The organism is Aestuariivirga sp., from assembly GCF_041738905.1.
Lineage (GTDB): Bacteria > Pseudomonadota > Alphaproteobacteria > Rhizobiales > Aestuariivirgaceae > Aestuariivirga.
The window spans coordinates 1-23793 of record NZ_JBGSOZ010000106.1 but is presented as its reverse complement, the minus strand read 5'-3'; the positions used below and the strand labels follow the sequence as shown (position 1 = coordinate 23793).

22 protein-coding genes are annotated in these 23793 nt (G+C 62.3%); 11 read left to right on the top strand and 11 right to left on the bottom strand.

Going from position 1 to position 23793, the window contains the following annotated elements; translation table 11 throughout:
- Nucleotides 1–17: 17 nt before the first annotated feature.
- From ACEW8Q_RS08965 to ACEW8Q_RS08940, 6 genes are all read right to left on the bottom strand, one after another.
- A complete protein-coding gene (locus tag ACEW8Q_RS08965; RefSeq protein WP_373503709.1) occupies nucleotides 18–1091 on the bottom strand; it encodes an ABC transporter ATP-binding protein in 1074 nt (357 codons plus the stop codon).
- Between the two features lie 2 nt (nucleotides 1092–1093).
- On the bottom strand, nucleotides 1094–1933 hold the full coding sequence (locus ACEW8Q_RS08960; RefSeq protein ID WP_373503708.1) for a carbohydrate ABC transporter permease: 840 nt from the start codon (nucleotides 1931–1933) through the stop codon (nucleotides 1094–1096).
- Nucleotides 1930–2811 carry a carbohydrate ABC transporter permease gene (locus ACEW8Q_RS08955; protein ID WP_373503707.1) on the bottom strand — a complete coding sequence of 294 codons (882 nt, stop codon included), beginning with the start codon at nucleotides 2809–2811 and terminating at the stop codon, nucleotides 1930–1932. The genes ACEW8Q_RS08960 and ACEW8Q_RS08955 overlap by 4 nt, the downstream gene beginning before the upstream one ends.
- 144 nt (nucleotides 2812–2955) lie before the next feature.
- Nucleotides 2956–4413 carry an extracellular solute-binding protein gene (locus ACEW8Q_RS08950; protein WP_373503706.1) on the bottom strand — a complete coding sequence of 486 codons (1458 nt, stop codon included), beginning with the start codon at nucleotides 4411–4413 and terminating at the stop codon, nucleotides 2956–2958.
- A gap of 79 nt (nucleotides 4414–4492) precedes the next feature.
- The gene (locus tag ACEW8Q_RS08945) at nucleotides 4493–5536 is read right to left on the bottom strand and encodes an NAD(P)-dependent oxidoreductase (RefSeq protein ID WP_373503705.1); all 1044 of its coding nucleotides are present in this window, start codon (nucleotides 5534–5536) and stop codon (nucleotides 4493–4495) included.
- Nucleotides 5533–6303, bottom strand: coding sequence for an HpcH/HpaI aldolase/citrate lyase family protein (locus ACEW8Q_RS08940; RefSeq protein WP_373503704.1), 771 nt, complete (start codon nucleotides 6301–6303; stop codon nucleotides 5533–5535). Before ACEW8Q_RS08940 ends, ACEW8Q_RS08945 begins: the two co-directional genes overlap by 4 nt.
- A gap of 107 nt (nucleotides 6304–6410) precedes the next feature.
- Between ACEW8Q_RS08940 and ACEW8Q_RS08935 the strand changes: the two genes are divergently transcribed.
- The 7 genes from ACEW8Q_RS08935 (at nucleotide 6411) to ACEW8Q_RS08905 (ending at nucleotide 13743) form a co-directional block, all read left to right on the top strand.
- On the top strand, nucleotides 6411–7238 hold the full coding sequence (locus ACEW8Q_RS08935) for a phosphogluconate dehydrogenase C-terminal domain-containing protein (protein ID WP_373503703.1): 828 nt from the start codon (nucleotides 6411–6413) through the stop codon (nucleotides 7236–7238).
- Between the two features lie 81 nt (nucleotides 7239–7319).
- Complete coding sequence (locus ACEW8Q_RS08930) at nucleotides 7320–7982, top strand: TerC family protein (RefSeq protein WP_373503702.1); 663 nt, start codon at nucleotides 7320–7322, stop codon at nucleotides 7980–7982.
- The gene (locus tag ACEW8Q_RS08925; RefSeq protein WP_373503701.1) at nucleotides 7982–8995 is read left to right on the top strand and encodes an SIS domain-containing protein; all 1014 of its coding nucleotides are present in this window, start codon (nucleotides 7982–7984) and stop codon (nucleotides 8993–8995) included. Before ACEW8Q_RS08930 ends, ACEW8Q_RS08925 begins: the two co-directional genes overlap by 1 nt.
- 16 nt (nucleotides 8996–9011) lie before the next feature.
- Nucleotides 9012–9920: an allantoinase PuuE gene (gene puuE / locus ACEW8Q_RS08920; protein ID WP_373503700.1), complete on the top strand. Its 909-nt coding sequence runs from the start codon at nucleotides 9012–9014 to the stop codon at nucleotides 9918–9920.
- A gap of 51 nt (nucleotides 9921–9971) precedes the next feature.
- Nucleotides 9972–10742, top strand: a complete 771-nt coding sequence (locus tag ACEW8Q_RS08915; protein WP_373503699.1) for an SDR family NAD(P)-dependent oxidoreductase — start codon at nucleotides 9972–9974, stop codon at nucleotides 10740–10742.
- Between the two features lie 11 nt (nucleotides 10743–10753).
- Nucleotides 10754–12079, top strand: coding sequence for a histidinol dehydrogenase (gene hisD / locus ACEW8Q_RS08910; RefSeq protein ID WP_373503698.1), 1326 nt, complete (start codon nucleotides 10754–10756; stop codon nucleotides 12077–12079).
- A complete protein-coding gene (locus tag ACEW8Q_RS08905; protein WP_373503697.1) occupies nucleotides 12076–13743 on the top strand; it encodes a thiamine pyrophosphate-binding protein in 1668 nt (555 codons plus the stop codon). Before hisD ends, ACEW8Q_RS08905 begins: the two co-directional genes overlap by 4 nt.
- 126 nt (nucleotides 13744–13869) lie before the next feature.
- Here the strand turns inward: ACEW8Q_RS08905 and ACEW8Q_RS08900 are convergent, their stop codons facing one another.
- The gene (locus ACEW8Q_RS08900) at nucleotides 13870–14862 is read right to left on the bottom strand and encodes a sugar-binding transcriptional regulator (RefSeq protein ID WP_373503696.1); all 993 of its coding nucleotides are present in this window, start codon (nucleotides 14860–14862) and stop codon (nucleotides 13870–13872) included.
- 474 nt (nucleotides 14863–15336) lie between these two features.
- On the opposite strand from ACEW8Q_RS08900, the gene ACEW8Q_RS08895 reads away from it, so the two are divergent.
- The 4 genes from ACEW8Q_RS08895 (at nucleotide 15337) to ACEW8Q_RS08880 (ending at nucleotide 19521) form a co-directional block, all read left to right on the top strand.
- Complete coding sequence (locus tag ACEW8Q_RS08895; RefSeq protein WP_373503695.1) at nucleotides 15337–16911, top strand: ABC transporter substrate-binding protein; 1575 nt, start codon at nucleotides 15337–15339, stop codon at nucleotides 16909–16911.
- 76 nt (nucleotides 16912–16987) lie between these two features.
- On the top strand, nucleotides 16988–17905 hold the full coding sequence (locus tag ACEW8Q_RS08890; protein ID WP_373503694.1) for a carbohydrate ABC transporter permease: 918 nt from the start codon (nucleotides 16988–16990) through the stop codon (nucleotides 17903–17905).
- Nucleotides 17902–18729, top strand: coding sequence for a carbohydrate ABC transporter permease (locus tag ACEW8Q_RS08885; protein ID WP_373503693.1), 828 nt, complete (start codon nucleotides 17902–17904; stop codon nucleotides 18727–18729). Before ACEW8Q_RS08890 ends, ACEW8Q_RS08885 begins: the two co-directional genes overlap by 4 nt.
- Nucleotides 18730–18738: 9 nt before the next feature.
- Nucleotides 18739–19521, top strand: a complete 783-nt coding sequence (locus ACEW8Q_RS08880) for a hypothetical protein (RefSeq protein WP_373503692.1) — start codon at nucleotides 18739–18741, stop codon at nucleotides 19519–19521.
- Between the two features lie 13 nt (nucleotides 19522–19534).
- Here ACEW8Q_RS08880 and ACEW8Q_RS08875 read toward each other — a convergent pair whose 3' ends face one another.
- From ACEW8Q_RS08875 to ACEW8Q_RS08860, 4 genes are read right to left on the bottom strand one after another with little or no spacing between them, the layout of a single operon-like run.
- On the bottom strand, nucleotides 19535–20479 hold the full coding sequence (locus tag ACEW8Q_RS08875) for a carbohydrate kinase family protein (RefSeq protein WP_373503691.1): 945 nt from the start codon (nucleotides 20477–20479) through the stop codon (nucleotides 19535–19537).
- Nucleotides 20480–20507: 28 nt separating this feature from the next.
- Entirely contained in the window at nucleotides 20508–21770 is a 1263-nt protein-coding gene (locus tag ACEW8Q_RS08870) for a dihydrolipoamide acetyltransferase family protein (RefSeq protein WP_373503690.1), read from the bottom strand.
- 4 nt (nucleotides 21771–21774) lie between these two features.
- A complete protein-coding gene (locus tag ACEW8Q_RS08865) occupies nucleotides 21775–22767 on the bottom strand; it encodes an alpha-ketoacid dehydrogenase subunit beta (RefSeq protein ID WP_373503689.1) in 993 nt (330 codons plus the stop codon).
- Complete coding sequence (locus ACEW8Q_RS08860; RefSeq protein WP_373503752.1) at nucleotides 22767–23771, bottom strand: thiamine pyrophosphate-dependent dehydrogenase E1 component subunit alpha; 1005 nt, start codon at nucleotides 23769–23771, stop codon at nucleotides 22767–22769. The genes ACEW8Q_RS08865 and ACEW8Q_RS08860 overlap by 1 nt, the downstream gene beginning before the upstream one ends.
- Between the last annotated feature and the right edge of the window lie 22 nt (nucleotides 23772–23793).

The window sequence follows — 23793 nt, the reverse complement described above, 5'->3', positions numbered from 1 at the left end:
TCTGCCTCCCAGTGACTTCAAAGGACCTTGTCGGTCTGTGGATCTATGATGATAGCGCGCATCATGTCGATGTCGATCTCGGTTTTCTCGCCGGGCCGCGACACATCATGGGCACTGAGTTCTGCAATGATGCTGGTGCCGCCCATCGGCATCGTCGCCTGCACGCGCGAGCCGGTCGGCTGAACAAGCTCGATGGTGACCGGCACGCGGGCGTGCCCCGGTGCGGTGTTCGATCCCGCAATGGAAATGTACTGCGGGCGCAAGCCGAGGATCACCGCTTGCCCGGCCTTCAGGCCTGCGCGGCCCGGAAGATCGAGTGCAAGTCCATCGCCGAGCTTCACACCGGTTTCGGTGAGCGTCGCCGGAATGAAGTTCATCTTCGGGCTGCCGAGGAAGCCCGCGACGAAGCGCGTCTTCGGGCGTTCGAACAGGTCAAGGGGAGTTCCGAGCTGTTCGATGACGCCATCGCGCAAAAGTACGATGCGGTCTGCAAGCGTCATCGCCTCGATCTGGTCGTGGGTGACGTAGATCATGGTGCGGCCCAGCTCCTGATGCAGCCGCTTGATCTCGACGCGCATGTCGTCGCGGAGCTGCGCATCGAGGTTGGAGAGTGGTTCGTCGAAGAGATAGAGGATGGCATCGCGCACGATGGCGCGGCCGATGGCAACGCGCTGGCGCTGCCCGCCCGAAAGCTCGCGCGGGAAACGTTGCAGCAGGTGGCCGATCCCGAGCATCTCCGCGGCGCGTGCCACGCGCTTCTCGACTTCCGCCTCGGCGAATTTCCGCGACCGCAGCCCGAACGCGACATTGTCCTTCACGTTGAGATAGGGATAGAGCGCATAGTTCTGGAACACCATGGCGATGTCGCGGTCGCGCGGCCGCGCCCAGGTCACATCCTTGCCGCCAATCTCGATCTTGCCTTCGCTCGAATCCTCCAGTCCCGCAATCGTGCGCAGGAGCGTGGACTTGCCGCAACCCGACGGCCCGACGAGGACGGTGAATTCGCCCGACGGCACATCGAGGTCGATGCCCTTGACCGCATGGAAAGCACCGTAGTGCTTGTGAAGGCCGGTAATCTTGAGATCGGACATGACTAACCCTTGACTGCGCCCATCGAGATGCCGCGCACCAGATAGCGCTGCATCACCGCGACGGTGATGAAGACCGGAATGGTGCCGAGCACCGACATGGCGGCGATCTTGGCCCAGAAATTCGATTGCCCACCAAAGTAATGCGTCACCTGCACGGTATAGGTGGTGACTTCGGTGCGCGTGAGGACGAGCGCGAAGAGAAAGTCGTTCCACGCGAAGATGAAGGTGAAGACTGCGGTCGCAAAGAGGCCCGAGCGCGCCATGGGGAAGACGACCTTCCACAGCACTTCCCAGCGCGTGCAGCCATCGACCAATGCGCTCTCTTCAAGCTCCAGCGGAATGTCTTCGATGTAACCGCGCATCATCCAGATGACATAGGGAAGAGAGAAGGCCGTGTAGAGAATAATGAGTCCGAAATAGCTGTCGACCCAGCCGAGCCAGACGTAGAGCAGGAACAGCGGAAAGACGATAGCGACGGGCGGCATCATGCGTTGCGAGATGATCCACACCGCAAGGTTTTCGCCCCCCGTCTTGAAGCGCACGAGGCTGTAGGCCGCAAGCGTGCCCAGCACCATTGCGATGGCGGTTGAGACGGAAGCGAGGATCAAGCTGTTGCCGACGGTCGCGGCATCGCCATCCTTGAACAGCACAGCATAGTTCGAGAACTGGATCGACTCTGGATACCAGACCGGCGGGAAGGCAAAGATCTCGTCCGGCGTCTTGAACGAGATGATGAACAGCCAGTAGACCGGAAAGACGAAGATGACGACGAGCGCCAGCGCGATCAGGTAGCGGAAGGCAAGCCGCACGCCGTGGCGGCGGTGGAAGGGAAGAGCGCTCATTTCACGAGCCCCATGCGACGGATCGCCCAGGTGCAGATCACGGTGAGGATGAAGACGACGAGGAAGGCGATGGCCGCCGTGTAGCTCGTCTCGAACTGCTTGAAGCCTTGCGTGTAGGCATAGATCGAGATGGTCTCTGTCTTTGTGCCAGGCCCGCCCTGGGTCAGCGCCCAGATGATGTCGAAGATGCGGAACAGGTCGAGCCCGCGGATGAGGATGGCGATGGCCATGACCGGCCAGATCGCCGGCAGCACGATGAAACGGAAAGTGCGGATGAAGGACGCCCCGTCAATCTCGGCGGCGTCCGTCTGCGATTTGTCGACGTTCGAGAGGGCAGCCAGCAGGATGAGGAACATGAACGGCGTCCACTGCCATATCTCGCAGAAGATGATGGCGGGATAGACGAGCGACGGGTTGATCGTCCAAAGCGCATCGATCCGCTGTCCTGCAAACCAGCTGACGATCTGGTTGACGGGCCCATACTTGTTGTCGAACAGCAGCCGCCATGTGGCACCAGCGACGATGGGCGAGATGATCGTTGGCAGCACGAGCAGCGAAATGAAGATTTGCCGGCCCGGCATCTTCTCGAGGAAAAGATAGGCCATGGCGAGCCCAAGCAGGAGTTCGAGCGGAAGCGCGATCACCGTGATCAGCAGCGTGTGCGCCAGCGACCACCAGAGGCGGCTATCCTTGAACAGGTTCTTGTAGTTGTAGAGGCCCGCGAACGAGGTGTCCGTGTCCATCATGTCGATGCGCATGAAGCTCACGACAAGGGAATAGATCAGCGGGAACAGGCCGATCAGCAGCAGCAGGAAGATGGCGGGCGCCACCAGCCAGTATTTGAAGTTGCGATCGGGATGAATGGCGATGGCGGGCATGGGTACTCAGGGGTCAGGAGGCCCTCATCCGCCTGTCGGCACCTTCTCCCATGGCTTTGCCACGGGAGAAGGCACTTGCAGCTCCAGCCCCTTCTCCCGCCGAAGATGGGAGAAGGTGGTCGAAGGCCGGATGAGGGCTCTTTGTTACATCTTCGGGTAGGCGCCCGACTTCGACGCCCAGTCGGCATAGACTGCCTTCTGCTTGTCGACGCCGATCTTCTCCGTGATCGCATCCCATTCAGCGGCGGCCGTATCGAGGATCGCCTTCGGATCGTCACCCGCCCACAGTTTCGAGACCGACTGGCGCAGCACTTCCTCGTACTTGTCGGTCTGGAGGAGCGACAGGTCGAGAAGGCCGTTGTTGGCACCATCCTGAAGTGCCTTCAGGTAGTCCTTTGCCTCGGGCCACAGCGCAGCATAGCCGGCATCCGTGAAGTGCGAGTCGCGGAAGGGGTCGCGCAGCGCGTACGGAAGCTTCACGCGTTCAAGGCTGATCGCCTCGCTGTTCAGCCACTGGATGAACAGATAAGCGGCTTCCTTGTTCTTGGACGTCGAGGACACCGACAGGCAGAAGCCTGCGGCGAGTTCCGGATGTCCGCCCGGCGTCATCGCATAACCGACCTTGCCGGCAATTGTGGATTTCGGCACCCAGCTCATCACTTCCTGATCCGTGCCGTAGCTGGCGGCCCAGCGGCCATAAGGCGGCCACGAGATCGTCATTGCAGTCTGGCCCTGCAGGAAAGCCGCGAGGTTCTCGACGAAGCCCCACTGCTGGACGCCTGCCGGTGCCCAGGTGTTCTCTGCCACCCAATCGTTGAAGACCTTGACGCCCGCGTCCGAGTTGATGGTCGCCTTCATGGTCTCCGCGTCGAAGAACTTGCCGCCTTCGTTGCGGAAGCGCTCCTGGAACATGAAGTTGCCGTAGCCCGGCTCACGGAAGAAGGCCGCGCCATAGAGCTTGCCGTCAGACACCTCGGTGATGAGCGCGCCCACCTGGTCGAAATCCTTCCAGTTGGTCGGCGGAACCGGCATGTCGGCGCCGTGCTTGTCCTTGTAGGCCTTCTGGATCGCGGGGTCGTTCAGCACGTCCGTGCGGTAATACATCACGAAGACGTCGCCGTCGTCGGGAAGGCCATAGATCTTGCCGTTCACCATCATCTGGTTGTCACGATAGGTCGGCGCGATCTTCATCAGTTCTTCGCGATAGCCGAACTTGTCCACGAAGGGATCGAGCACTTCGAGGGCGCCGGCATTGGCGAGGTCGGGCATCCATGACGGGATGACGTTCAGCGCGTCATAGGCGCCCGCACCCGACTTGAAGTCCTGCATGATCTTGGTGAACATCTCGGCCACCGGGACCTCGACCACCTTGACGTCGATCCCGGTGAGTTCCTTCCACTTCGGGCCCGAGAAGTTGAGCGGGTCAAGTGACTGAAGGCCCGCTTCCCACACGATGGTGATCGTCTGCCCGGAATATTGCTTGGCAGCCTCGACCGCCGATGCAGCGCCATCGGCGGCATAGGCCGCCCGCGGTGCCAGTCCGGCAGATCCGGCAATTCCGGCTGCGATGCCGATCTTGCCTACGTCGCGTCTTGTAACCATGTCTTTCCTCCCAGTTATGAACGGCAACTCATGGCTGCCATTCGTTGATCCCCACATTATGCTTGCGGAGAATTTCTTGTCATTTGAAGCGCTGGCTGAAACCGGCAAGCTTTGCCTTGAAACCCGGTTTCTCCAGAACCTCGCGGTTGACGACACCGCGCGGCACTTCGCCTTTCATCGCGTCCAGCACCGCCTTCACATCCGCCGCGCCGTTGCCGGCAAAGCACTGGTCGGTCCAGCACAGCGCGTGCGGTGCCGCGATGATGTTGTCGAGCTTGAGAAGCGGATCGTTCGGATCGGTCGGCTCCATTTCGAAAACGTCGAGGCCGGCGCCAGCGATCTTGCGCTCCTGCAAGACTTTCGTCAGCGCCTCCTGGTCGACGATGGGCCCGCGAGCCGTGTTGATGAAGTAGGCGGTGGGCTTCATCAGCGCCAGCCGCTCGGCGTTGACGATGTGATGGGTGTCCGTGGTCAGCGGGCAATTCACCGTAAGAATGTCGGCCCGGCTGAACAGGTCCTCGATCGAAACCAGCTCGATGCCAAGTTCGGCGGCAACCGATTTGTCAGCATACGGATCATGCGCGATGAACTTCATGTCGAAGGGCTTGGCCAGCCGGAACATTTCGGCGCCGATGTTGCCGACGCCAAGCGAGCCCAGCGTCCTGCCGACGAGGCCGACGCCCATGTGCTCGCCCCGAGCCGCGAAACCTGGCGCTCCCTGCCGCGCCAGCTTGTCCTTCACCATCATCTTGCCGGTCAGTGCCAGGATGAAGGTGATGATCGAGACGGCAACGGGACGCCTCACGCCATCGGGCGTGATGACAAGCGCGATGTCGTTTGCCGTGCAGGCTGGAACGTCCACCGTGTCGTAGCCCACGCCGAAACGCGCGACGACGGCCAGTCGGCCGCTCTTGGGAACACTCGTCGCGTCAAACCGGTGAGCGAGCAGTATCAGCGCGTCGAAATCCTCGAGCTGGTCGCCTCTGATGGGGTTTGCGTTCTCAAGAAACACCATCTCGACGTTCTTCGCGGTCTTGAGTGGCGTTAGGTCGAAATCAGGGAAGGTGGGTGAACCGTCAGCCTTTTTGAAGTCGCCCGACAAGGCCACGCGATAGGCGCTCATGACTGTACCCCGTCGCGGATTGTCTTGGCCGCCGCCGCAAGTCCGTCGCGCAGCACCCAGATGTCGCCCGAGTAGCAGATGAAGTCGAAGCCCTGCTTATAGAAGGCGATGCCCTGATCGGTGCCCGGCACCAGGCGCCCGAGCGACTTTCCATGTTTCTTCGCGGCCGCCATGATGCGGTCCATCGCGGCGGCGAATTTCGGATGGCTGAATTCACCGGGAATACCGAGCGACACCGAGAGGTCGAAATGACCAACCCACAGGGCGTCAACGCCCTTCACGGCGGCGATGGCATCGACATTCTCGGCGCCTTCCGCCGTCTCGATGAGGCAGATCACGGTGGTGCGGGCATTGGCGGCGGCGAGCGCCTCGGCAACGGGTGCAGCCCGGTAGTTGTCATGCGCCATCTGAAGGCCCACGCCGCGCTTTCCATCGGGGAAGTACTTGACTGAGTCGACCATGGCCTGCGCTTGTGCGGCCGTCGAGATCATCGGCGCGAGAAGGCCTTCAGCACCCATGTCGCAGGCCCGCGCCAGCATGTCGTTCTCGAGGGCGGGAACACGCACGATGACCGGCACGCCGGCAGCCTCGAAGTAGCGGACTGCACTCTTCAGCGTCTCGAACGAGAAGCCGGAGTGTTCCATGTCGAAGAAAGCGAAGTCCAGTCCCGCGGCTTTCAGGATGTGGCCGATGCCGGGAGTGGCAAACTCCACGATGAAATTGCCGACCTTCAGCTCTTTCGAGCGGGTCATTTCCTTCAGGCCCATTAGGCGCGTCCTCCCGGTGAATCCTGCCCGGTTGGTTCCGGGATCACTGATTGACTTGTCATACCAGTAGCATGTAAGCAATCCGAAAAGCTATCCGAGGTTTCGTCATGACGTCAATCGCTCTCTTTGGTGCCGGCGGTAAAATGGGGCATCGATTGTCCCGCAATCTCAAGGACTCGCGCTTCACCGTGCGTCATGTTGAGGTCAGCGAGGCGGGGCGTGCGCGGCTTGCACAGGATTTCGGCATCGAGTGCGTGTCTGCTGAAACGGCACTCGCCGGAGCCGAGGTTGCGGTGCTCGCCGTGCCGGACACGGCCATCGGCAAAGTGGCCGGATCGATCCAGCACCTGCTGAAGCCCGGCACCATGGTCGTGGTGCTGGACGCGGCGGCACCCTTTGCGGGTCATCTGCCGGAGCGTACTGACCTCACCTACTTCGTGACCCACCCATGCCATCCCCCGATCTTCAACGACGAGACGGCCCCCGATGCGAAGCTGGACCGGTTCGGCGGCGTTGCCGCCAAGCAGCATATCGTCAGCGCGCTCATGCAGGGGCCGGAAGAGCATTATGCCCTTGGAGAAGAAGTGGCCCGCACCATCTGGGCGCCCGTCATGCGCTCGCACCGGGTGACGGTCGAACAGATGGCCCTGCTGGAGCCGGGGCTGTCCGAAACCGTGGTCGCCTCGCTCCTCGACGTCATGCGCGAGGCCATGGATGAGGTCGTCGCCCGCGGCGTTCCCGCCGAGGCCGCCCGCGACTTCCTGCTGGGCCACATGAACATCCTCGGCGCGGTGATCTTCAAGGAACAGCCGGGTGTGTTCTCCGATGCCTGCAACAAGGCCATCCAGTTCGGCAAGCCCATGCTGATGCGCGACGACTGGAAGAAGGTCTTCGAGCCTGACGAGATCGCCGCCTCCATCCGCCGTATTACCTGAGGATTGATCCGGGCAATTCGAATGAAACTCTTGCGCTTCCCGGCCCGTTGGTGCTGAAAGCCGGGCAACGAGGAGTTTCGAATGCTTGAAGCCATTCAATCGCTGTTCTCGGCTGAGGCCATGTGGGCCCTGGGTCAGGTCATCATGATCGACCTCGTGCTGGCGGGCGACAATGCGGTGGTCATCGGCCTCGCTGCCGCCGGCCTCCCCAAGGACCAGCGCAACAAGGCCATTCTGGTCGGTATCATCGCCGCCACCGTTCTCCGTATCGCCTTTGCCAGCGTCACCACGCAATTGCTCGCCATTCTGGGTCTTCTGCTGGTCGGCGGCATCCTGCTCTTGTGGGTGTGTTGGAAGATGTGGCGTGAACTGCGCGATGGCCACCACGAGGAATACGCCGTCGAATCCGTCACCGGCCTGGACATCAACGCCGATGGAACCATTGGCGAAAAGGGACCTCCTCGGAAATCCTTCAAGCAGGCGGCCTGGCAGATCGTGGTGGCTGACGTTTCTATGTCCCTCGATAACGTGCTGGCGGTTGCAGGCGCGGCCCGCGAACACCCGACCGTTCTGGTCATCGGGCTCATCTTGTCGATTGCGCTGATGGGCCTTGCGGCGTCCTTCATTGCCAAGTTGCTGCAGCGGCATCGCTGGATTGCCTACGTTGGCCTTGCCATCATCCTCTATGTCGCGCTCGACATGATCTATCGCGGCTTCCTCGAAATCTATCCGGTGGTCACCTGATGCTGAACTTTGACGAAGACCGCTTCCTCCGCATCGAGGCGGGCGCCCTCTCGCTTGCTCCTGCCATTCATGCGGCGATCGGAACCTGCCTGGGGAACGGCGCGAAGAACATCTTCTTCCTCGGCACCGGCGGCGCCGCGATCCTCATGCAACCCGCAGCCCTGCTGCTGCAGCGGCGCTCGGGGTTTCCGGCCTTCATGGAAATTGCCGCCGAACTGGTGACGGCGGGCCATCATGCGCTGGGGAACGATTCGATCGTCGTCATTCCCTCGCTCTCCGGCACCACGAAGGAGTCGGTGGCAACTCTCGATTTCTGCAAGGCGAAGGGTGCGACCGTCATCGCCCTTGTGGGCCACAAGGAGACTCCTCTGGGCCAGAAGGCCGACCATTCCTTCGTGAACTTCGCGGAAGACGACACATCGTCCGAGTCCTTCTATCTTCAATCGCTGCTGATCGCGCTTTCGGTCATGGCGCATCGCGGCGAGTTTGCGGACTACGCTCGAACTGTCGCTGAACTCTCGGAACTTCCGAAGCAACTGCTGGCGGCAAAGCAGGCCTTCGAGCCCGAGGCGCAACGTCTCGCCGCTGCATTTGAGAACGAGCCTTACCACATCATCACCTCGGCCGGAGGCAGCTGGGCTCAAGCCTGGTACTATGGCATGTGCATCCTGGAAGAGATGCAGTGGATCAGGACGCGGCCCATCCATGCGGCGGATTTCTTCCACGGCACGCTTGAATTGGTCGAGAAGGGTGTCAGCGTCGTGATCTTCAAGGGCGAGGACGCCTACCGCCCGCTCACCGACCGCGTCGAGAATTTCGCCCGCCAGTATACCGACAAGGTGACGGTGCTCGATGCCGCGGATTTCCCCATGCCGGACATTTCGGCCGACACGCGCGCGCTGATTTCCCCCGTTATCCTGGCCACCATCCTGGAGCGGCTGTCGGCCCATCTTGAGGTGAGGCGCAATCATCCGCTCACCACGCGCCGCTACTACAAGAAGGTTGCCTACTGACGTCGAGGAGGACGGCATGACCGGTTATCCGCGCGACATGAAGGGTTATGGCCGTGCCATTCCCGACCCCAAATGGCCCGGCGGCGCCCATGTGGCCATGCAGTTCGTGCTGAACTACGAGGAAGGCGGCGAGAACAACATCCTCCATGGCGATGCCGCCTCCGAGGCTTTCCTGTCCGAGATCGTGGGTGCCGCCGCATGGCCGGGCCAGCGCCACTGGAACATGGAATCGATCTATGAATACGGCACCCGCGCCGGCTTCTGGCGGCTGTGGCGCATGTTCACGGCGCGCAAGGTGCCGCTGACCATCTATGGCGTCGCGACGGCGCTTATGCGCTCGCCTGACCAAGTCGAGGCCATGAAAGAAGCAGGCTGGGAAATCGCCAGCCATGGCCTGAAATGGGTCGAGCACAAGGACATGCCGCCAGACGTGGAGCGCCAGCAAATCGCCGAGGCGATCCGCATCCACACGGACGTGACCGGCGAGCGCCCGCTCGGCTGGTACACCGGCCGCTGCTCGATGAACACCACGGCACTGGTGATGGAGGAGGGCGGTTTCCTCTATTCCTCCGATGACTACTCCGACGATCTGCCCTACTTCCTGAAGAAGAAGGACGGAGGAAATCATCTCGTCATTCCCTACACGCTCGATGCCAACGACATGCGCTTTGCCACACCGCAGGGCTTCAACACGGGCGAACACTTTTTCCAGTACCTGAAGGACTCGTTCGATTGCCTGTATGAGGAAGGCCGGCGCGGTAGCCCCAAGATGATGTCGGTCGGACTGCACTGCCGGCTTGTGGGAAGGCCCGGCCGGGCTTTGGGGCTGGCGAAGTTCATCGACTATATCCAGTCGAAGGAAAACGTCTGGATTCCCCGCCGCATCGACATCGCGCGGCACTGGCATGCAAACTTTGGCGGTTAAGCCGCAGTCCTTCTTGTTGACTTGGACGCCCGGACGCTATGAATCGACGCCATGTCCCTTGAAACGTCCCTTGAAATCTTCTCGCTCAAAGGAAAGCGCGCGCTGGTGACCGGCGCCAGCCGTGGCATCGGCCGCGCCATCGCGGAAGGCCTCGCCATGGCAGGCGCCACCGTGGCCGTAACCGCGCGTGAACACTCTTCATTGGCTGATACAGTTGCCGCGATCTCCGCACGGGGCGTGAATGCCGTTCCGGTCGCCATGGATGTTACCGACGTCGGCAGCATCCGCGCGGGCGCTACCTCTTGCGCGCATGCCTTGGGCGGGCTCGACATCCTCGTCAACAATGCCGGCGTGGAGCAGGTGTGCCCTTCGCTCGAGATCGAGGAGGAGCTTTGGGACCGCATCCTCGACACCAACCTCAAGGGCGCCTTCTTCGCAGCGCAGGCCGCCGCGCGCGTCATGGACAAGGGCTCGATCCTCAACATCTGCTCGCTCACCTCCGAGCGCGGCATTCCGACTGCCGTGCCATATGGATCGTCGAAGACCGGATTGCTCGGCATGACCCGCGCGCTTTCCGCCGAGTGGGCCCCGCGCGGCATAAGGGTCAATGCGGTCGAGCCGGGATATTTCCGAACCGCGCTGACGGAAGTCTTTTACCAGAATGACGACTGGCAGAAGTCCATGCTCGCCAACGTGCCCATGGGCCGGTTCGGCGAGATGAAGGATCTCGTCGGTGCTGCGATCTTTCTCTCCTCCGACGCCGCCTCCTATATCACCGGAGCCTGTCTCGCCATCGACGGCGGGACGCTCGCTTCCATCTGAACGGATTGACCATGACCATCACACTTCACGATCTCTCGAAGATGACGCGCGATGAGCGTGACCGGCTCCTGAAGCGGACCGAGGCTGACCTTTCTCAGTATGAGGAGAAGGTGAAGCCCATCATCGAGGCGGTGCGGGCCGAGGGCGACGAGGCGCTGGCCCGCTTCGCGCGGCAGTTCGACAAGTCTCCGGTGCAAGCGGGCGAGATCGCCGCAACCGAGGCCGACTTCGATCTGGCGGAGAAGACGCTCGATCCCAAGGTCCGCGAGGCGCTGGAATTCATGGCGGTGTCCATCCGCAGGTTTCACGAGGACCAGAAGCCGGAAGAGATGTGGTTCCATGAAATCCGCCCCGGCGTCTTCGCGGGTGACCGCACCACGGCCATTCCTTCCGTCGCCTGCTATGTGCCGCGCGGCAAGGGCGCGTTTCCATCGTCCGTGATGATGGCCTCGATCCCGGCAAGCGTTGCCGGCGTCAAGCAGATTGCCATCATCACTCCGCCCGGTCCCGATGGAAAGATCGACGACGCGACATTGGTTGCCGCGCGGATGGCGGGCGTCAGCAAGGTGTTCAAGGCAGGTGGTGCGCAAGGCATCGCGGCCGTTGCCTATGGCACCGAAACCGTGCCGAAATGTGCCAAGGTCGTGGGACCGGGCAGCCCGTGGGTTGGTGCTGCAAAGCGGTTGCTGTCGCATGTGCTGGACACTGGCACGCCTGCGGGCCCCAGCGAACTGATCGTGCTGGCGGACGAGACCGCCGATGGCCGCCTCGCCGGTCTTGATCTCATCATCGAGTCGGAGCATGGGCCCGACAGCTCGGCCTTCCTCGTGACATGGAGCCGAAAGGTGGCCGACGATGCGATCGCCGCCATTCCTGAATTCTGGAAGCAGATGGGCGAACAGCGCGTTGCCTATTCCTCAACCGTGCTGGGCGGTCCCATGGGCGGCGTCGTTCTTGCCCGCGATGAAGAGGAAGCCATCGCGTTTTGCAACGACTATGCGCCCGAGCATCTCGGTGTTCATTCCGATGAACCCTTCCAGTATCTGGGCCGCCTCGAAAATGCCGGTGAAATCCTGCTGGGCCGCCACACGCCGCCAACGCTGGGCAACTTCGTCATCGGCGTGAACCATGTGCTGCCGACGAGCGGATGGGCCAGGACGGGTTCGCCCCTCACCGTATATGACTTCATGAAGCGCACCTCGGTCGCCTATGTCACGGGCAAGGGCTATCCTGAACTGGCGCGCCATGCCGAAGTGATCGCAACCTATGAAGGCTTCGACGGTCATGCCAATGCGGTGTCCGAAACCCGCGCCCGCCTGCTGAGGACCAATCGATGACCCATCGCACCGGAGGCCAGATCCTCGTCGACCAGTTGAAGATCCATGGCACGAGCCACGTCTTCTGCGTTCCCGGCGAAAGCTATCTCGCCGTGCTTGATGCGCTGCATGATGCCGACATCAAGACCATCGTCTGCCGTCAGGAGGGCGGTGCCGCCTTCATGGCGGAGGCCGTGGGCAAGAGCACGGGCAAGCCCGGCATCGTGATGGTCACGCGCGGGCCCGGCGCCACCAATGCGTCCCCCGGCATCCACATTGCCTCGCAGGATTCAACGCCGCTCATCATGTTCGTGGGCCAGATTGCGCGCGACATGAAGGAGCGCGAGGCCTTTCAGGAACTCGACTACAAGGCCGTCTTCGGCAGTATGGCGAAATGGGTGGTCGAGATCGACCGCGCCGAGCGCATTCCCGAAATCCTGAGCCGTGCGTTCCACGTGGCAACCCAGGGGCGCCCCGGCCCTGTGGTGATCGCGCTGCCGGAAGACATGCTGACCGACATGGCGGATGTTCCCGACGCGAAGCCCTTTGCGCCTGTTGTCATGAGTCCGGGCGCGGGCGACATGGAAGCGTTCCAACGCAGGCTGCTTGCTGCCGAGAGGCCCATCGTTCTGGCTGGCGGCTCCGGCTGGAGCGAGCAGGGCGTAGGCCACCTCGTGGCTTTTTCGGAGAACTTCGATCTTCCCGTCGCGGTCACCTTCCGCCGCCAGATGCTGTTCCCGGCGGATCACCCGAACTTTGCAGGCGATCTTGGCATCGGCCCCAACCCGAAGCTCCTGCAGCGCGTGAAAGACGCCGATCTAGTCATTCTTCTGGGCGGCAGGCTCTCCGAAATGCCGTCGCAGAGCTACACGCTGTTCGATATTCCGGGCGACGGCGAGAAGCTGGTGCATATTCATCCGGGTGCGGAGGAACTGAACAAGGTCTATCGTGCTGGCCTTGGCATCCTCGCCACGCCTCATGCCTTCGCCGGGGCCGCCGCTTCGCTTCCAAAACGCAACCGCGTGAAATGGGCGGGGACCGCCGCCTCCGCCCATGCGGACTATGAGGCCTGGAGCAACCCGCAGCCCATCCGCACGGCGGGCGAGGTGCAGATGTCGGGCGTAATGCAGCATCTGGTCGAGGCGATGCCGGCCAACACGGTCTACTGCAATGGCGCCGGCAACTATGCGACCTGGGTGCACAGGTTCTGGCCATTCCGCGCCTTCGCCTCGCAACTGGCGCCCACATCCGGCTCCATGGGCTATGGCGTTCCGGCCTCCGTTGCAGCCAAGGCCATTGAACCCGATCGCGAGGTGATTGCCTTTGCGGGCGACGGCTGCTTTATGATGAACGGTCAGGAGTTCGCCACCGCGGTCCAGTATGACCTTCCCATCATCGTCGTCGTGGTCGACAATGGCATGTATGGCACGATCCGCATGCATCAGGAGCGTGAGTATCCGGGCCGCGTCTCGGCCACAACGCTTCGCAACCCGGATTTCGCCGATCTCGCCCGCGCCTATGGCGGCCATGGCGAGACGGTGCGCAAGACCGATGAGTTCGCTAGCGCGCTTGACCGTTCGCTGAGCAGCGGCAAGCCCGCGATCATCCATGTGCTGATCGATCCCGAAGCCATTACACCGGCCCGAAGCCTGACGGACATCAGGAACGCCGCCCTGAGGAAGTAGTCGGGGCTTCTCTCTCCTATTGCGGGTGAGTGTGTCATGCGAAGCAGGACGGGTGAGGCGCTTCGCAAGGAGTCCCCCTCATCCGGCGCTTCGCGCCACCCTCTCCCGCGAGGGGAGAAGGGAATCTCACTTCTTCCTGATCAGCAATTCCCGTGCCGTCGCCTCGTTGGTGATGAGCACGTTGCAGTCAATGAGCTTGATCGCGCCCAACAGGCATTCGACCTTGTCATTGCCGCCCGATGCGATGACGCGGGTCGGAACCCCGCGCAATTGCTCAATCGGGAGTGACATGACGCGCCGGTTCACGGGATGGTCGACGAGAACGCCGTCGCGGTCATAGAAATTGAACAGAAGGTCGCCCACGGCACCCAGTTTCATCAGGGCCGCGCGTTCCTCATCGCTGATGAGGTTGAAGCGGAACGCGGTGGAGGAGGGCGCCATGGTGCCGACGCTGAGGAGCGCCATGTCGAGCCGCTCGGCACGTCGGAAGATATCACGCAATCCACAGCGCTCGATCAGTGCCTCGCGGGTCTCTGGTGAATCGACCACGGCCGGAGCCTGGAACAAGTAGCAATCGGCGGCCATCATCCGTGCGAATTGCCAGGCGAACTCCGCTGGGTTGAACTTCCGCGCCTGCACGATGCCGCCCAGAAGCGAGATCACCTGAACGTTCTCAAGTTCGCGCGGGGCGAGCGTGGCGAGCGATTCATAAAGTGTAGCACCCCAGCCCACGCCCACTGTCATGTCGTCCGCCAGCGTGTCCGACACATACATGCCGGCGGCGACGCCGATCGACTTCGTGACATTCTCCGGCGTCACCGGCTCGGGCACCACCACGGCTTCCTTGAAGCCGAAGGCCTGCTTCAGTGCGGCCTCGATCTCGAAACACTCAAGAACCTCACCTTCGATCCAGATCTTCACCTCGCGCTGCTTGATCGCTTCGTTGATGTTGCGCACGACGGTGACGCGGCCGATGCCGAGGCGATCAGCGATCTCGTTCTGCGTCAGGCCCTCGACGTAATACATCCAGGCGATGCGCATACGGTTCCGGGCGATGCGCCCCGCGCCGCGGTCGTTGGTGAGGGGGCGGCTCTTGCGTGACGTGTTCTTTTCCAACATGCTGTCCGCTACTGATTTCGCTGCCAGTTTTGACGTAGGATACATAATTATGCAAGCTGGTACTTATGTAGCGGAGCGGGGGAAGGCCTTGGAAACGCAAGGCCAATGCCACTCTGAAAGTAACGCCGGGATAATCCAGTCTGGCTGATAGGTCTTGGCTGGCTTGTTTGTGCGCCGCAAAACCTTGTTGCACTGCCGCAATACGAAACATTTGCATTCGACAATGCAATTTAGTACGCTAATTGAATGATGATGCCTTGCGGACCCCGGCGACAGAACCGGCGGCGCACTCGGGAGGACCGGACGTTTGACGACACCGTCAGTTTCACACGCCTTGTCTCATGCCGGCCCCCGCAGGCTGAACCCTTCCCTGTTCTCTGACGTAAATCGGACTTCACGGAAAAGCCCCGTCCGTCTCTGGCCTGAGGCGACGCGCGGGCAACACAACACAGGCCGCTTCAATGGAGGAAAGAAATGCTGATCAACAAGCCGGGTCTCATCACCCGCCGGTCCTTGCTCAAGTCCACGGCGGCCGCTGGCGCCGCATTGGCCGTCGGCACGGGTGGCGTGTCGATGTTCAACGTCCGCAGCGCCTATTCGCAGAACCTGCCGAACCCCGCCGACGTGCTGGCGAAGATCAACGTCGGCACCATGGTCAAGAAGGAATACCGCGACCAGTACAAGCTCGGCGACAACGACGAACTCTGGGATCCGAAGAGGGATTGGATCCGCACCGTCGATTGGGAAGCAGTCCGCAAGGAACACGCCGGCAAGACCGTGCGCTTCGCCATCGGCGCTGCCGACCGTGAATCCGCCCAGGAGCAGATCGAGCCCTTCGCGCAGCTCTCCGGCATCAAGATCGAGCTCGTCGCGATTCCGGACGATTCGATGTACGACAAGGTCGTGGCCGAGTTCCTCTCGGGCAATGCGTCCTTCGACGCCATTCAGTTCTTCTCGCCCTGGCTCGGCGACTTCGGTGCCCAGGGCTTCCTGAAGCCGCTCGATGAGTACATCTCGAAGTGGGGCGTGCCCTTCGATGACTTCTACGAGACCTATCAGCGGAACTATGGCCACTGGGCCGACAAGGGCGTGCTTGGCCTGCCCTTCGACTGCGACATCCAGATGGTCCATATCCGTCCGTCGATCTTCAAGAAGATCGGCATCGACGCCGACCGCATCAAGTCTGTGCCGACCTATGACGAGATGATCCGCCTCGCGCCTGAGCTCAACAAGGCCGAGAAGGGCGTCAACGGCATCGGCATGATGTGCGGCCGTGGCTTCTGGGCCACCTACACCTGGCAGCATGTCGCCGCCCAGTACGGCCTCCAGCTGTTCAACGAGAACTGGGAACCGACCTTCAACAACGACGCGGGCGTCAAGGGCCTCGAGACCATCGTCGCCCTGTCGAAGCACGCGATCGAAGGCGTTGCCGCCGCCGACTGGCCGACCAACCGCGCCGCATGGCTCGGCGGTCAGGTGGCCTGCAACATCTCGTGGCAGGACTCCGGCACCCAGGCCACGCGCGCCGACCAGAGCAAGATCGGTGACGACGTTCTCACCATTTACGAACCCCGCGTTGCCGGCGGCACCTATGCGCCGCCGAACATCGCAGGCTCCACCTCTTGCGTCACCGCCACCTCGCCGGAACCGGAAGCGGCATTCCTCATGCTCGCCTTCCTGACGACGGCTTCGATCATGGCGATGAACGAAGCCAACGCCAACGGCGTGGCGCCCGGCTACAAGTCGGTCCTGAAGAACGAGAAGCTTCAGGCCGTCGCCCAGCCCGCCAAGGTCTGGTCGGAAGAGCTCGACTACGCCTGGTGCGCTCCGCGCCTGCCGTCCGGCTTCCAGATCGACCAGGAAATCGGCTTCCTCATCAACAAGGTCGTCGTCGGCGAAATGCAGCCGAAGGCCGCCCTCGACGAAGCTGCGGTGAAGGTGAAGGACATCATGACCAAGAACGGCTTCTATGCCGGCAAGGACCCGATGAACTACGCCGCCACCGAACCCGGCTTCTGGATGGGCAAGGGCAAGCCTCTCCCGTTCTGATCTGAAACAACTTCCTCCGTCCCCCTCTCCTTGCCTTCGGGCGTGAGAGGGGGAACTTTTTCCAGCGGCAAGGCACATGACAGACGCGGTTCTCGCCACATCATCGATCCGGACCACAGCGCGCCGCCGCAGTCCCTTCCGGCGCAAGGCCTTCCCGTATCTTCTTCTCGCGCCCGCGGTGATCTACCTGCTGGGCATCACGCTGTGGCCCGCCATCTACGCCATCAAGCGCAGCCTGCAGACCGGCAAGTTCAAGCTGGAATGGGTGGGCCTGCAGAACTACCGCGAACTCCTCGTCGACAATGCCTTCTGGACTTCGATCTGGAACACGCTGTTGCTTGGCTCGATCACCCTCGCCATTGAATTCGTCATTGCCATGGGGCTGGCGGCACTCGTCTATCGCAGCGGCTGGGCGCGCGGCTGGCGCATCGTCTTCACGCTCCCGATGCTGTTCATGCCATCGGCCGTATCCTATTTGTGGAAGCTGCTGTTCAATGATGGCCGCGTCATCGCCGACCTCATCAACCGCATCGGTTTCGATGTCGGCAACATCGACTGGATGGGCAACGTATTCAACGCCCGCCTCGTGCTGGTGGTGGCGGACGTGTGGCAGTGGACGCCCTTCCTCTTCATCATCTTCGTCGCGGGCCTGCAGGGGCAGGACAAGGAAATCGAAGAAGCCGCGCGGCTTGACGGGGCCTCCTGGACCAAGCTCTTCTTCAACATTTCGCTCCCCATGATGCGGCCTGTCATCGCGATCGCGCTGGTGCTGCGCGGCGTTGACATCCTCAGCAATTTCGCCGGCGTGCACATCATCACGCAAGGAACCCCGGGCGGTGCCACCGAGACAGTGAGCTATTTCATCTACCGCACGGCCTTCAAGAGCTTCGAGCAAGGTTACGCGTCAGCTGCGTCGGTGATTGTGCTGGTTGCCACCATCATACTGGCGCAGTTGCTGTTGCGCCGCTTCTTCAAGTCGGGGACTGACGCATGAAAAGGCGCTTTGAAATCTCGCCGTGGAGTTCGGTGATCCTCTGGGCGTGGGCTGCCGTGTGCATGCTGCCTATCATCTATTTCGCCAGCATCGCGCTCAGGCCGCGCAACGAGATCATCGCGCCATCACCCATCTATTTCCCGACGATTTCGATCGAGACCTGGGCCAAGATCTTCGCTGAATGGCCCATCCTCAATTATTTCAAGAATTCCATGCTGGCGGTGTCCGGCAGCGTCTTCATCTGTCTGCTGCTGGGCATTCCCGCTGCCTATGCTCTCGCCCGCTATGATTTCAAAGGCCGGGAAGACATCGGCTTCTATATCCTGTCGACCAAGTTCATGGCGCCTGCGGCCGTCGCCATCCCCATCTTCGTCCTGTTCGGACAGCTCAAGCTGCTCGATTCGGTTTGGGCTCTGATGCTGGTTTATGCGGCGATGAACCTGTCCATCGTCGTATGGATCATCCGCAGCTACATGGTTGATATTCCTCCGGCCATCGAGGATGCGGCCCGCACCGATGGCGCGTCGGACCTGCGCATCCTGTGGGAAATCATCATTCCCATGTGCCTTCCCGGCATCATCACCGCCGCCGTCATCGCCGCCATCTTCGCCATGAACGAGTACCTGTTCACGCTCATCATCGCCTCAAGAAATGCCTATCCCCTGTCGGTGGCGCTGGCCAATTTCTCCGGCGGCTCGGATGGCATCATCTACAACGCCATAGCACTCGTCGCCTTCCTCGCATTCATCCCGGCGCTGCTGCTGGTCGTTCTCATCCAGAACCACCTTTCACGCGGCTTGACGATGGGGGCGGTTAAGGGCTGATATAGGCTCATGACCAGCGCTTCACGAACCGCCAGCATTCCCTTCGCCGCCCATGCCGTCTGCGCCGCAGCGGGCGTCCGCGATGGACTGCGGGCAGCCCAGTTTTACGTCCGTGACCTGGCCAATGCCGACCGCTTCGGCGAGGGCAAGCCGGAACGTGTGCCGTTCCTCTCCCGCGTGGTGGCGCAGGGGGCACGCTTCGTCGACCGGCTGATGAGCTGGGGCGCGAATGTCTCGATCGCACTTTTCCTGCCGAGCTGGCGGAAGCTTCCCTCGCCATTCACGCCGGGCCTGATGCATGAGGTGGCCAAGGGCATCCGCGAGGACAGCCTCGTCCACAATCCAACCTTCAACGCCTATTTCTTCCGCGCCGCCATCCACATCGCACAGCGCTACTCGGCACCGCCCTACCTCATTCTCGAACACCGGGTCGACGCCGCCCGGCGCGAGCTGGCGACACGGCCCGATGAGACAGCATCCGAGAATCGCATGCTGGCGCGCATCCTCATGGCGCTCGTCGAGCAGGGCCCGGTGGCACGGATCGGACCCGTGGCAGACCGCAATCGCTTCTTCGCCCAGGTGGAGCCCAACATCGCGGTGAATGCGATCGCCTGCGTGGCGCTCATGTTCGCGGAAGAGGGCAGGCCGACCGAGGCCATCGATGAAGACGAGTTCTTTTCGGTAACGGGCGCATTGATCGGCCCCAGGCTTCAGGTCATCGCGGATCTCGTCGCCGCGAAGGACGAGGCCGGGCTTGCGAACGAGCTCGCCGACATCAAGTCGATGTACTGAAACCCGGATTTTGCTACTTCGACTTCGTCGTCTTCATGAAGTTGAGCGTATGCTCGAAATCCTTCACGCCTGCCTGTGAGCCGAGCCCTGTTGCATTGAGAGCCGAGGTGGCTTGCGCAAACCGGACGCAGGTCTCGGCATCAAATCCGTGGTTGAGCGCCACCGCAAAACCGGCGTCGAAGGCGTCACCGCAGCCGCACGTGCATTTCACATGCACGTCGAAGGCCGGGATGCGGAACGTCACGCCGTCGCGATCATGGTAATGGGCGCCGTCACCGCCCAGCGTCAGCACGCAAGCCTTCACGCCCATGTCGATGAAGAACTTCGACGTGTCACCGTAGTCCGAGAGTCCGCACAGTGCCTGCGCCTCCTCGATCGACGGCATGAAATAATCCGTATACGGCAGAACATGGGCGATGGCCGGCAGGTCCTTCGGCGAACCCGCGAAGACATCGACGGTGGTGATGGCGCCACCGGCCTTGGCGGCCTTCATGACGATGCCGCTCTGGCCCTTGTCCATGGCGTCCATCAGGCCCACGCCGCCGGCATGGAACACCTTGGTATCAATCACGCGCGGGATCATCGTGTCATCCACGAAGAAATTCCCGGTGGCACCTTTCATGTGAAGTGCTGGCCGCGAGCCATCGGCCCGCGTGGTGACGATCGATGATGACGTCTTCCAGCCCGGCTTGCGCTGCACGCCCCAGGTATCGACGCCGAAATGCTGCAGCCGCTGCAGCACCCAGTCGCCCATCAGGTCGTCGCCGACACCGGTGACGGCAAGTGTCTTGAGGCCCATCTTCGCCGCGGCAATAGCGGCCGTGCCCCCGGCACCCGAAACAGCGAGCGTGATTTCGTCGATGAAGACCGTGCCGCCGCCCGGAGGCACTTCCGTGAAGGGCCAGCCCAGGCAATCATAGGTGAAGAAACCCATGGACACATAGTCGTAGCGCGGCATCGAGAACTCCCAGTTTGGCGTGCCGGTTCTATGCCAGCATCAGCAGCGGATCTTCCATAAAGGACCGGAACGCCTGCAGCAACTCAGCTCCGACCGCGCCATCGACAGCGCGATGGTCGCAGGAGAGCGTGCAGGTCATTTGCGTTGACAGAACCGGCTGTCCCTTGACCGGCACGAAGCGCTCGACGCCAGCGCCAACAGCGAGAATGGAGGCATGCGGCGGGTTGATGATCGCCGTGAATTCCTCGATGCCATACATGCCGAGATTGGAGATGGCGGATGTGCCGCCCTGATATTCCGAGGGAACGAGCTTCCGCGCGCGGGCCTTTGCGGCCAGTTGCTTCATCTCGGTGGAGATTGCGGACAAGGTCTTCGTCTCGACGCCGCGCAACACGGGCGTGAACAATCCCCCATCGACGGCCACCGCCACGCCGACATCGCTGGTGCGATGCCGCAGGATCGCGTCGCCTGCCCATGTCACGTTTGCTGCTGGCACTTTCTGAAGCGCCAGGCTCATGGCCTTGATCACGAAGTCATTGATCGAGAGGCGCCACAGCGGCTTCTTCTCGCCGTCCCTGGGAGCTGACGCATTGAGGGACTCGCGGGCCGCCAGAAGCTTGTCGAGCGTGCAGGTCACAGAGAGGTAGAAATGCGGAACCGTCTGCTTCGACTGCGTGAGCCGGGCTGCGATGGTGCGGCGCATGCCATCGACAGGAAGCACATCGAAGCTGCCGGGCTGATAAAGCTTCTGCACGTCATCCATGGCAGCGGGCTGCGGCGCTGCGGCGCGTAAGGGTGCCGCCACCTTTGCGTCTGCCGCCGCACGCACATCAGCCGCAACGATGCGGCCACGAGGGCCGGAGCCGGTGATGACATCCAGCGACAGCGTGGCCTCCTTCGCAAGCCTGCGGGCCAGAGGCGTGGCGCGCGGCGCCTCGCCGTTGATGTGAGCACCCGGTGCTGAGGAAGCTGGCGCGCTTGCCGGAACTGCTGCGTCGGTCTTCTGCGCAACGGGTTTTGCCGCTGCGGGCGCCGCCGATGAAATGGCCTCGCCCTCCGCATAAATATAAGCCACGGCCGCGCCGACGTCCGCCACGCCACCTTCGGCGACAAGAATGTTACGCAGAATGCCATCGGCTGGCGCGTCGATCTCCATCGCCGCCTTGTCAGTCTCGATCTCGAAGAGGGCAGCGCCCTTGGTGACTTTCTCGCCGTCCTTCACATGCCACTTGCTGATCTTGCCGGTGGCCATGTCCATGTCGACGCGCGGGAGGATGACTTCGACAGCCATGGCTCTACGTCCTGCCCGTCACGAGATTGCGGAGCGAGTCGATGATGCCCGGCACCTGCGGCACCGCGGCCTTCTCCAGAACCGGATTGTAGGGAATGGGCGATTCAGCGCCGCCCAGCCGCATGATCGGCGCGTCGAGATAGTCGAAAGCCTCGCTCTCGGCAATGCGCGCGCTGATCTCGGCGCCAATGCCCAGCGACTTCACACCTTCATAGACACAAGCCAGACGCGACGTCTTCTTGACACTCTCGATGATGGTCGCGGTATCGATGGGACGCAGCGTGCGGAGGTCGATGACTTCGATGTCGATCCCTTCGGCAGCAAGCGTCTCGGCGGCCTCAAGTGACTTGTGCACCATGATGGACGTGGCGACGACTGTCGCGTGAGTGCCCTTGCGCACCACATTCGCCTTGCCGATGGGAATGCGATAGGCCTCTTCAGGCACTTCGCCCTTGGTCTTGTAGAGAAGCTTGTGCTCGAACACCATGACAGGATCGGGATCGTCGATGGCGGCGAGAAGCATGCCCTTGATGTCATAGGGCGTGGAAGGCTGGATGACTTTCAATCCGGGCACATGGGCGAGCCACGCATCGAGCGACTGCGAGTGCTGTGCCGCGGCACCCGTGCCGGAGCCTGCGGGAAACCGCATGACCAGCGGCACGTTCACCTTGCCGCCCAGCATGAAGCGGAGCTTTGCTGCCTGGTTGACGATCTGCTCCATCGCCAGCGTTGCGAAGTCGGAGAACTGGAATTCGAGAACCGGCTTGCAGCCCGCAAGAGCAGCACCCACGGCGACGCCCGCTTGTCCGAGTTCAGAGATCGGTGCGTCCATCACCCGGTCTTCGCCATAGCGATGAACCAGATCGCCCGTCACCTGAAAGGCACCGCCATAGACGCCGATGTCTTCGCCCATGAGGAACACGGCGGGATCGGCATCCATCGCCTGCGCGAGGGCTTCCTGGATCGCCTGGGCATAGGTCAGTTCACGGACGGTCATCAGGCGGCCTCGGGGGAATAAACGTCGCGGGTCACTTCTGTCGGATCAGGATCAGTACCATTTCGCGCAAACTCGATGCCGTTGGCGATTTCAGCTTCGGCAGCTGCTCTGATCCCGGCAATTTCATCTTCGCTCGCAATGCCATGCGCCATCAACTCGGCCTCGAAAAGCGGGATCGGGTCCTTTCCCTTCCACTCCTCGATTTCTTCCTTGCTGCGATAGCGGTTGCGGTCGGAGCGCGAGTGGCCGCGCCAGCGGTAGGTGACGTTCTCGATCAGGCTGGGGCCTTCGCCCGCCCGCGCCCGCTCAACGGCGGCGAAGCTGGCCTCGGCCACCGCCCTGAAATCGTTGCCGTCCACCGTGACGCCGGGCATGGCGTAGGCGCTGGCGCGGTCGGCGACGTTGGCGACGGCGGTCGAGCGTTCGGTGGAGGTGGACATGCCGTATTTGTTGTTCTCGCAGACGAACACCACCGGCAGCCTCCAGACCGAGGCGATGTTGAGCGCCTCGTGAAACGCGCCCTCGTTGTTGGCGCCGTCGCCGAAGAAGCACAGCGCCACATCCTTGCGGCCCAGCCGCTTGATGCTGAGCGCCGCGCCCACCGCGATCGGCAGGCCGCCGCCGACGATGCCGTTGGCGCCGAGGTTGCCGGTCTTCACGTCGGCGATGTGCATCGAGCCGCCGCGCCCGCGGCAATAGCCGTCGATCCGGCCGAAGAACTCGGCGAACATCCGCCCCACGTCGGCGCCCTTGGCGATGCAATGGCCGTGGCCGCGATGGGTGGAGGTGATGTAATCCGCGTCGGTCAGCGGCAGACAGGCGCCGACCGCGCTCGCCTCCTGCCCGATGGACAGATGCATCGTGCCGTGGATCTGGCCGCGCATGTAGGCCTGTTCGGCGCCCTCCTCGAAGGCGCGGATCAGCCGCATCTTGCGCAAGGCTTCGCGCAGCGTGGCGACCGGCAGGCGGCGGTAGAGGTCGGGCAGGTTGGCGGGTGCGGTCATGCCGCAACCGCCGCCGCCGCGT

What these genes read in the sequence shown, in the direction of transcription:
- ACEW8Q_RS08965 (WP_373503709.1), bottom strand. Translation starts at nt 1,091, where the DNA reads ATGTCCGATCTCAAGATTACCGGCCTTCACAAGCACTACGGTGCTTTC.
- ACEW8Q_RS08960 (WP_373503708.1), bottom strand. Translation starts at nt 1,933, where the DNA reads ATGAGCGCTCTTCCCTTCCACCGCCGCCACGGCGTGCGGCTTGCCTTC.
- ACEW8Q_RS08955 (WP_373503707.1), bottom strand. Translation starts at nt 2,811, where the DNA reads ATGCCCGCCATCGCCATTCATCCCGATCGCAACTTCAAATACTGGCTG.
- ACEW8Q_RS08950 (WP_373503706.1), bottom strand. Translation starts at nt 4,413, where the DNA reads ATGGTTACAAGACGCGACGTAGGCAAGATCGGCATCGCAGCCGGAATT.
- ACEW8Q_RS08945 (WP_373503705.1), bottom strand. Translation starts at nt 5,536, where the DNA reads ATGAGCGCCTATCGCGTGGCCTTGTCGGGCGACTTCAAAAAGGCTGAC.
- ACEW8Q_RS08940 (WP_373503704.1), bottom strand. Translation starts at nt 6,303, where the DNA reads ATGGGCCTGAAGGAAATGACCCGCTCGAAAGAGCTGAAGGTCGGCAAT.
- ACEW8Q_RS08935 (WP_373503703.1), top strand. Translation starts at nt 6,411, where the DNA reads ATGACGTCAATCGCTCTCTTTGGTGCCGGCGGTAAAATGGGGCATCGA.
- ACEW8Q_RS08930 (WP_373503702.1), top strand. Translation starts at nt 7,320, where the DNA reads ATGCTTGAAGCCATTCAATCGCTGTTCTCGGCTGAGGCCATGTGGGCC.
- ACEW8Q_RS08925 (WP_373503701.1), top strand. Translation starts at nt 7,982, where the DNA reads ATGCTGAACTTTGACGAAGACCGCTTCCTCCGCATCGAGGCGGGCGCC.
- puuE (WP_373503700.1), top strand. Translation starts at nt 9,012, where the DNA reads ATGACCGGTTATCCGCGCGACATGAAGGGTTATGGCCGTGCCATTCCC.
- ACEW8Q_RS08915 (WP_373503699.1), top strand. Translation starts at nt 9,972, where the DNA reads ATGTCCCTTGAAACGTCCCTTGAAATCTTCTCGCTCAAAGGAAAGCGC.
- hisD (WP_373503698.1), top strand. Translation starts at nt 10,754, where the DNA reads ATGACCATCACACTTCACGATCTCTCGAAGATGACGCGCGATGAGCGT.
- ACEW8Q_RS08905 (WP_373503697.1), top strand. Translation starts at nt 12,076, where the DNA reads ATGACCCATCGCACCGGAGGCCAGATCCTCGTCGACCAGTTGAAGATC.
- ACEW8Q_RS08900 (WP_373503696.1), bottom strand. Translation starts at nt 14,862, where the DNA reads ATGTTGGAAAAGAACACGTCACGCAAGAGCCGCCCCCTCACCAACGAC.
- ACEW8Q_RS08895 (WP_373503695.1), top strand. Translation starts at nt 15,337, where the DNA reads ATGCTGATCAACAAGCCGGGTCTCATCACCCGCCGGTCCTTGCTCAAG.
- ACEW8Q_RS08890 (WP_373503694.1), top strand. Translation starts at nt 16,988, where the DNA reads ATGACAGACGCGGTTCTCGCCACATCATCGATCCGGACCACAGCGCGC.
- ACEW8Q_RS08885 (WP_373503693.1), top strand. Translation starts at nt 17,902, where the DNA reads ATGAAAAGGCGCTTTGAAATCTCGCCGTGGAGTTCGGTGATCCTCTGG.
- ACEW8Q_RS08880 (WP_373503692.1), top strand. Translation starts at nt 18,739, where the DNA reads ATGACCAGCGCTTCACGAACCGCCAGCATTCCCTTCGCCGCCCATGCC.
- ACEW8Q_RS08875 (WP_373503691.1), bottom strand. Translation starts at nt 20,479, where the DNA reads ATGCCGCGCTACGACTATGTGTCCATGGGTTTCTTCACCTATGATTGC.
- ACEW8Q_RS08870 (WP_373503690.1), bottom strand. Translation starts at nt 21,770, where the DNA reads ATGGCTGTCGAAGTCATCCTCCCGCGCGTCGACATGGACATGGCCACC.
- ACEW8Q_RS08865 (WP_373503689.1), bottom strand. Translation starts at nt 22,767, where the DNA reads ATGACCGTCCGTGAACTGACCTATGCCCAGGCGATCCAGGAAGCCCTC.
- ACEW8Q_RS08860 (WP_373503752.1), bottom strand. Translation starts at nt 23,771, where the DNA reads ATGACCGCACCCGCCAACCTGCCCGACCTCTACCGCCGCCTGCCGGTC.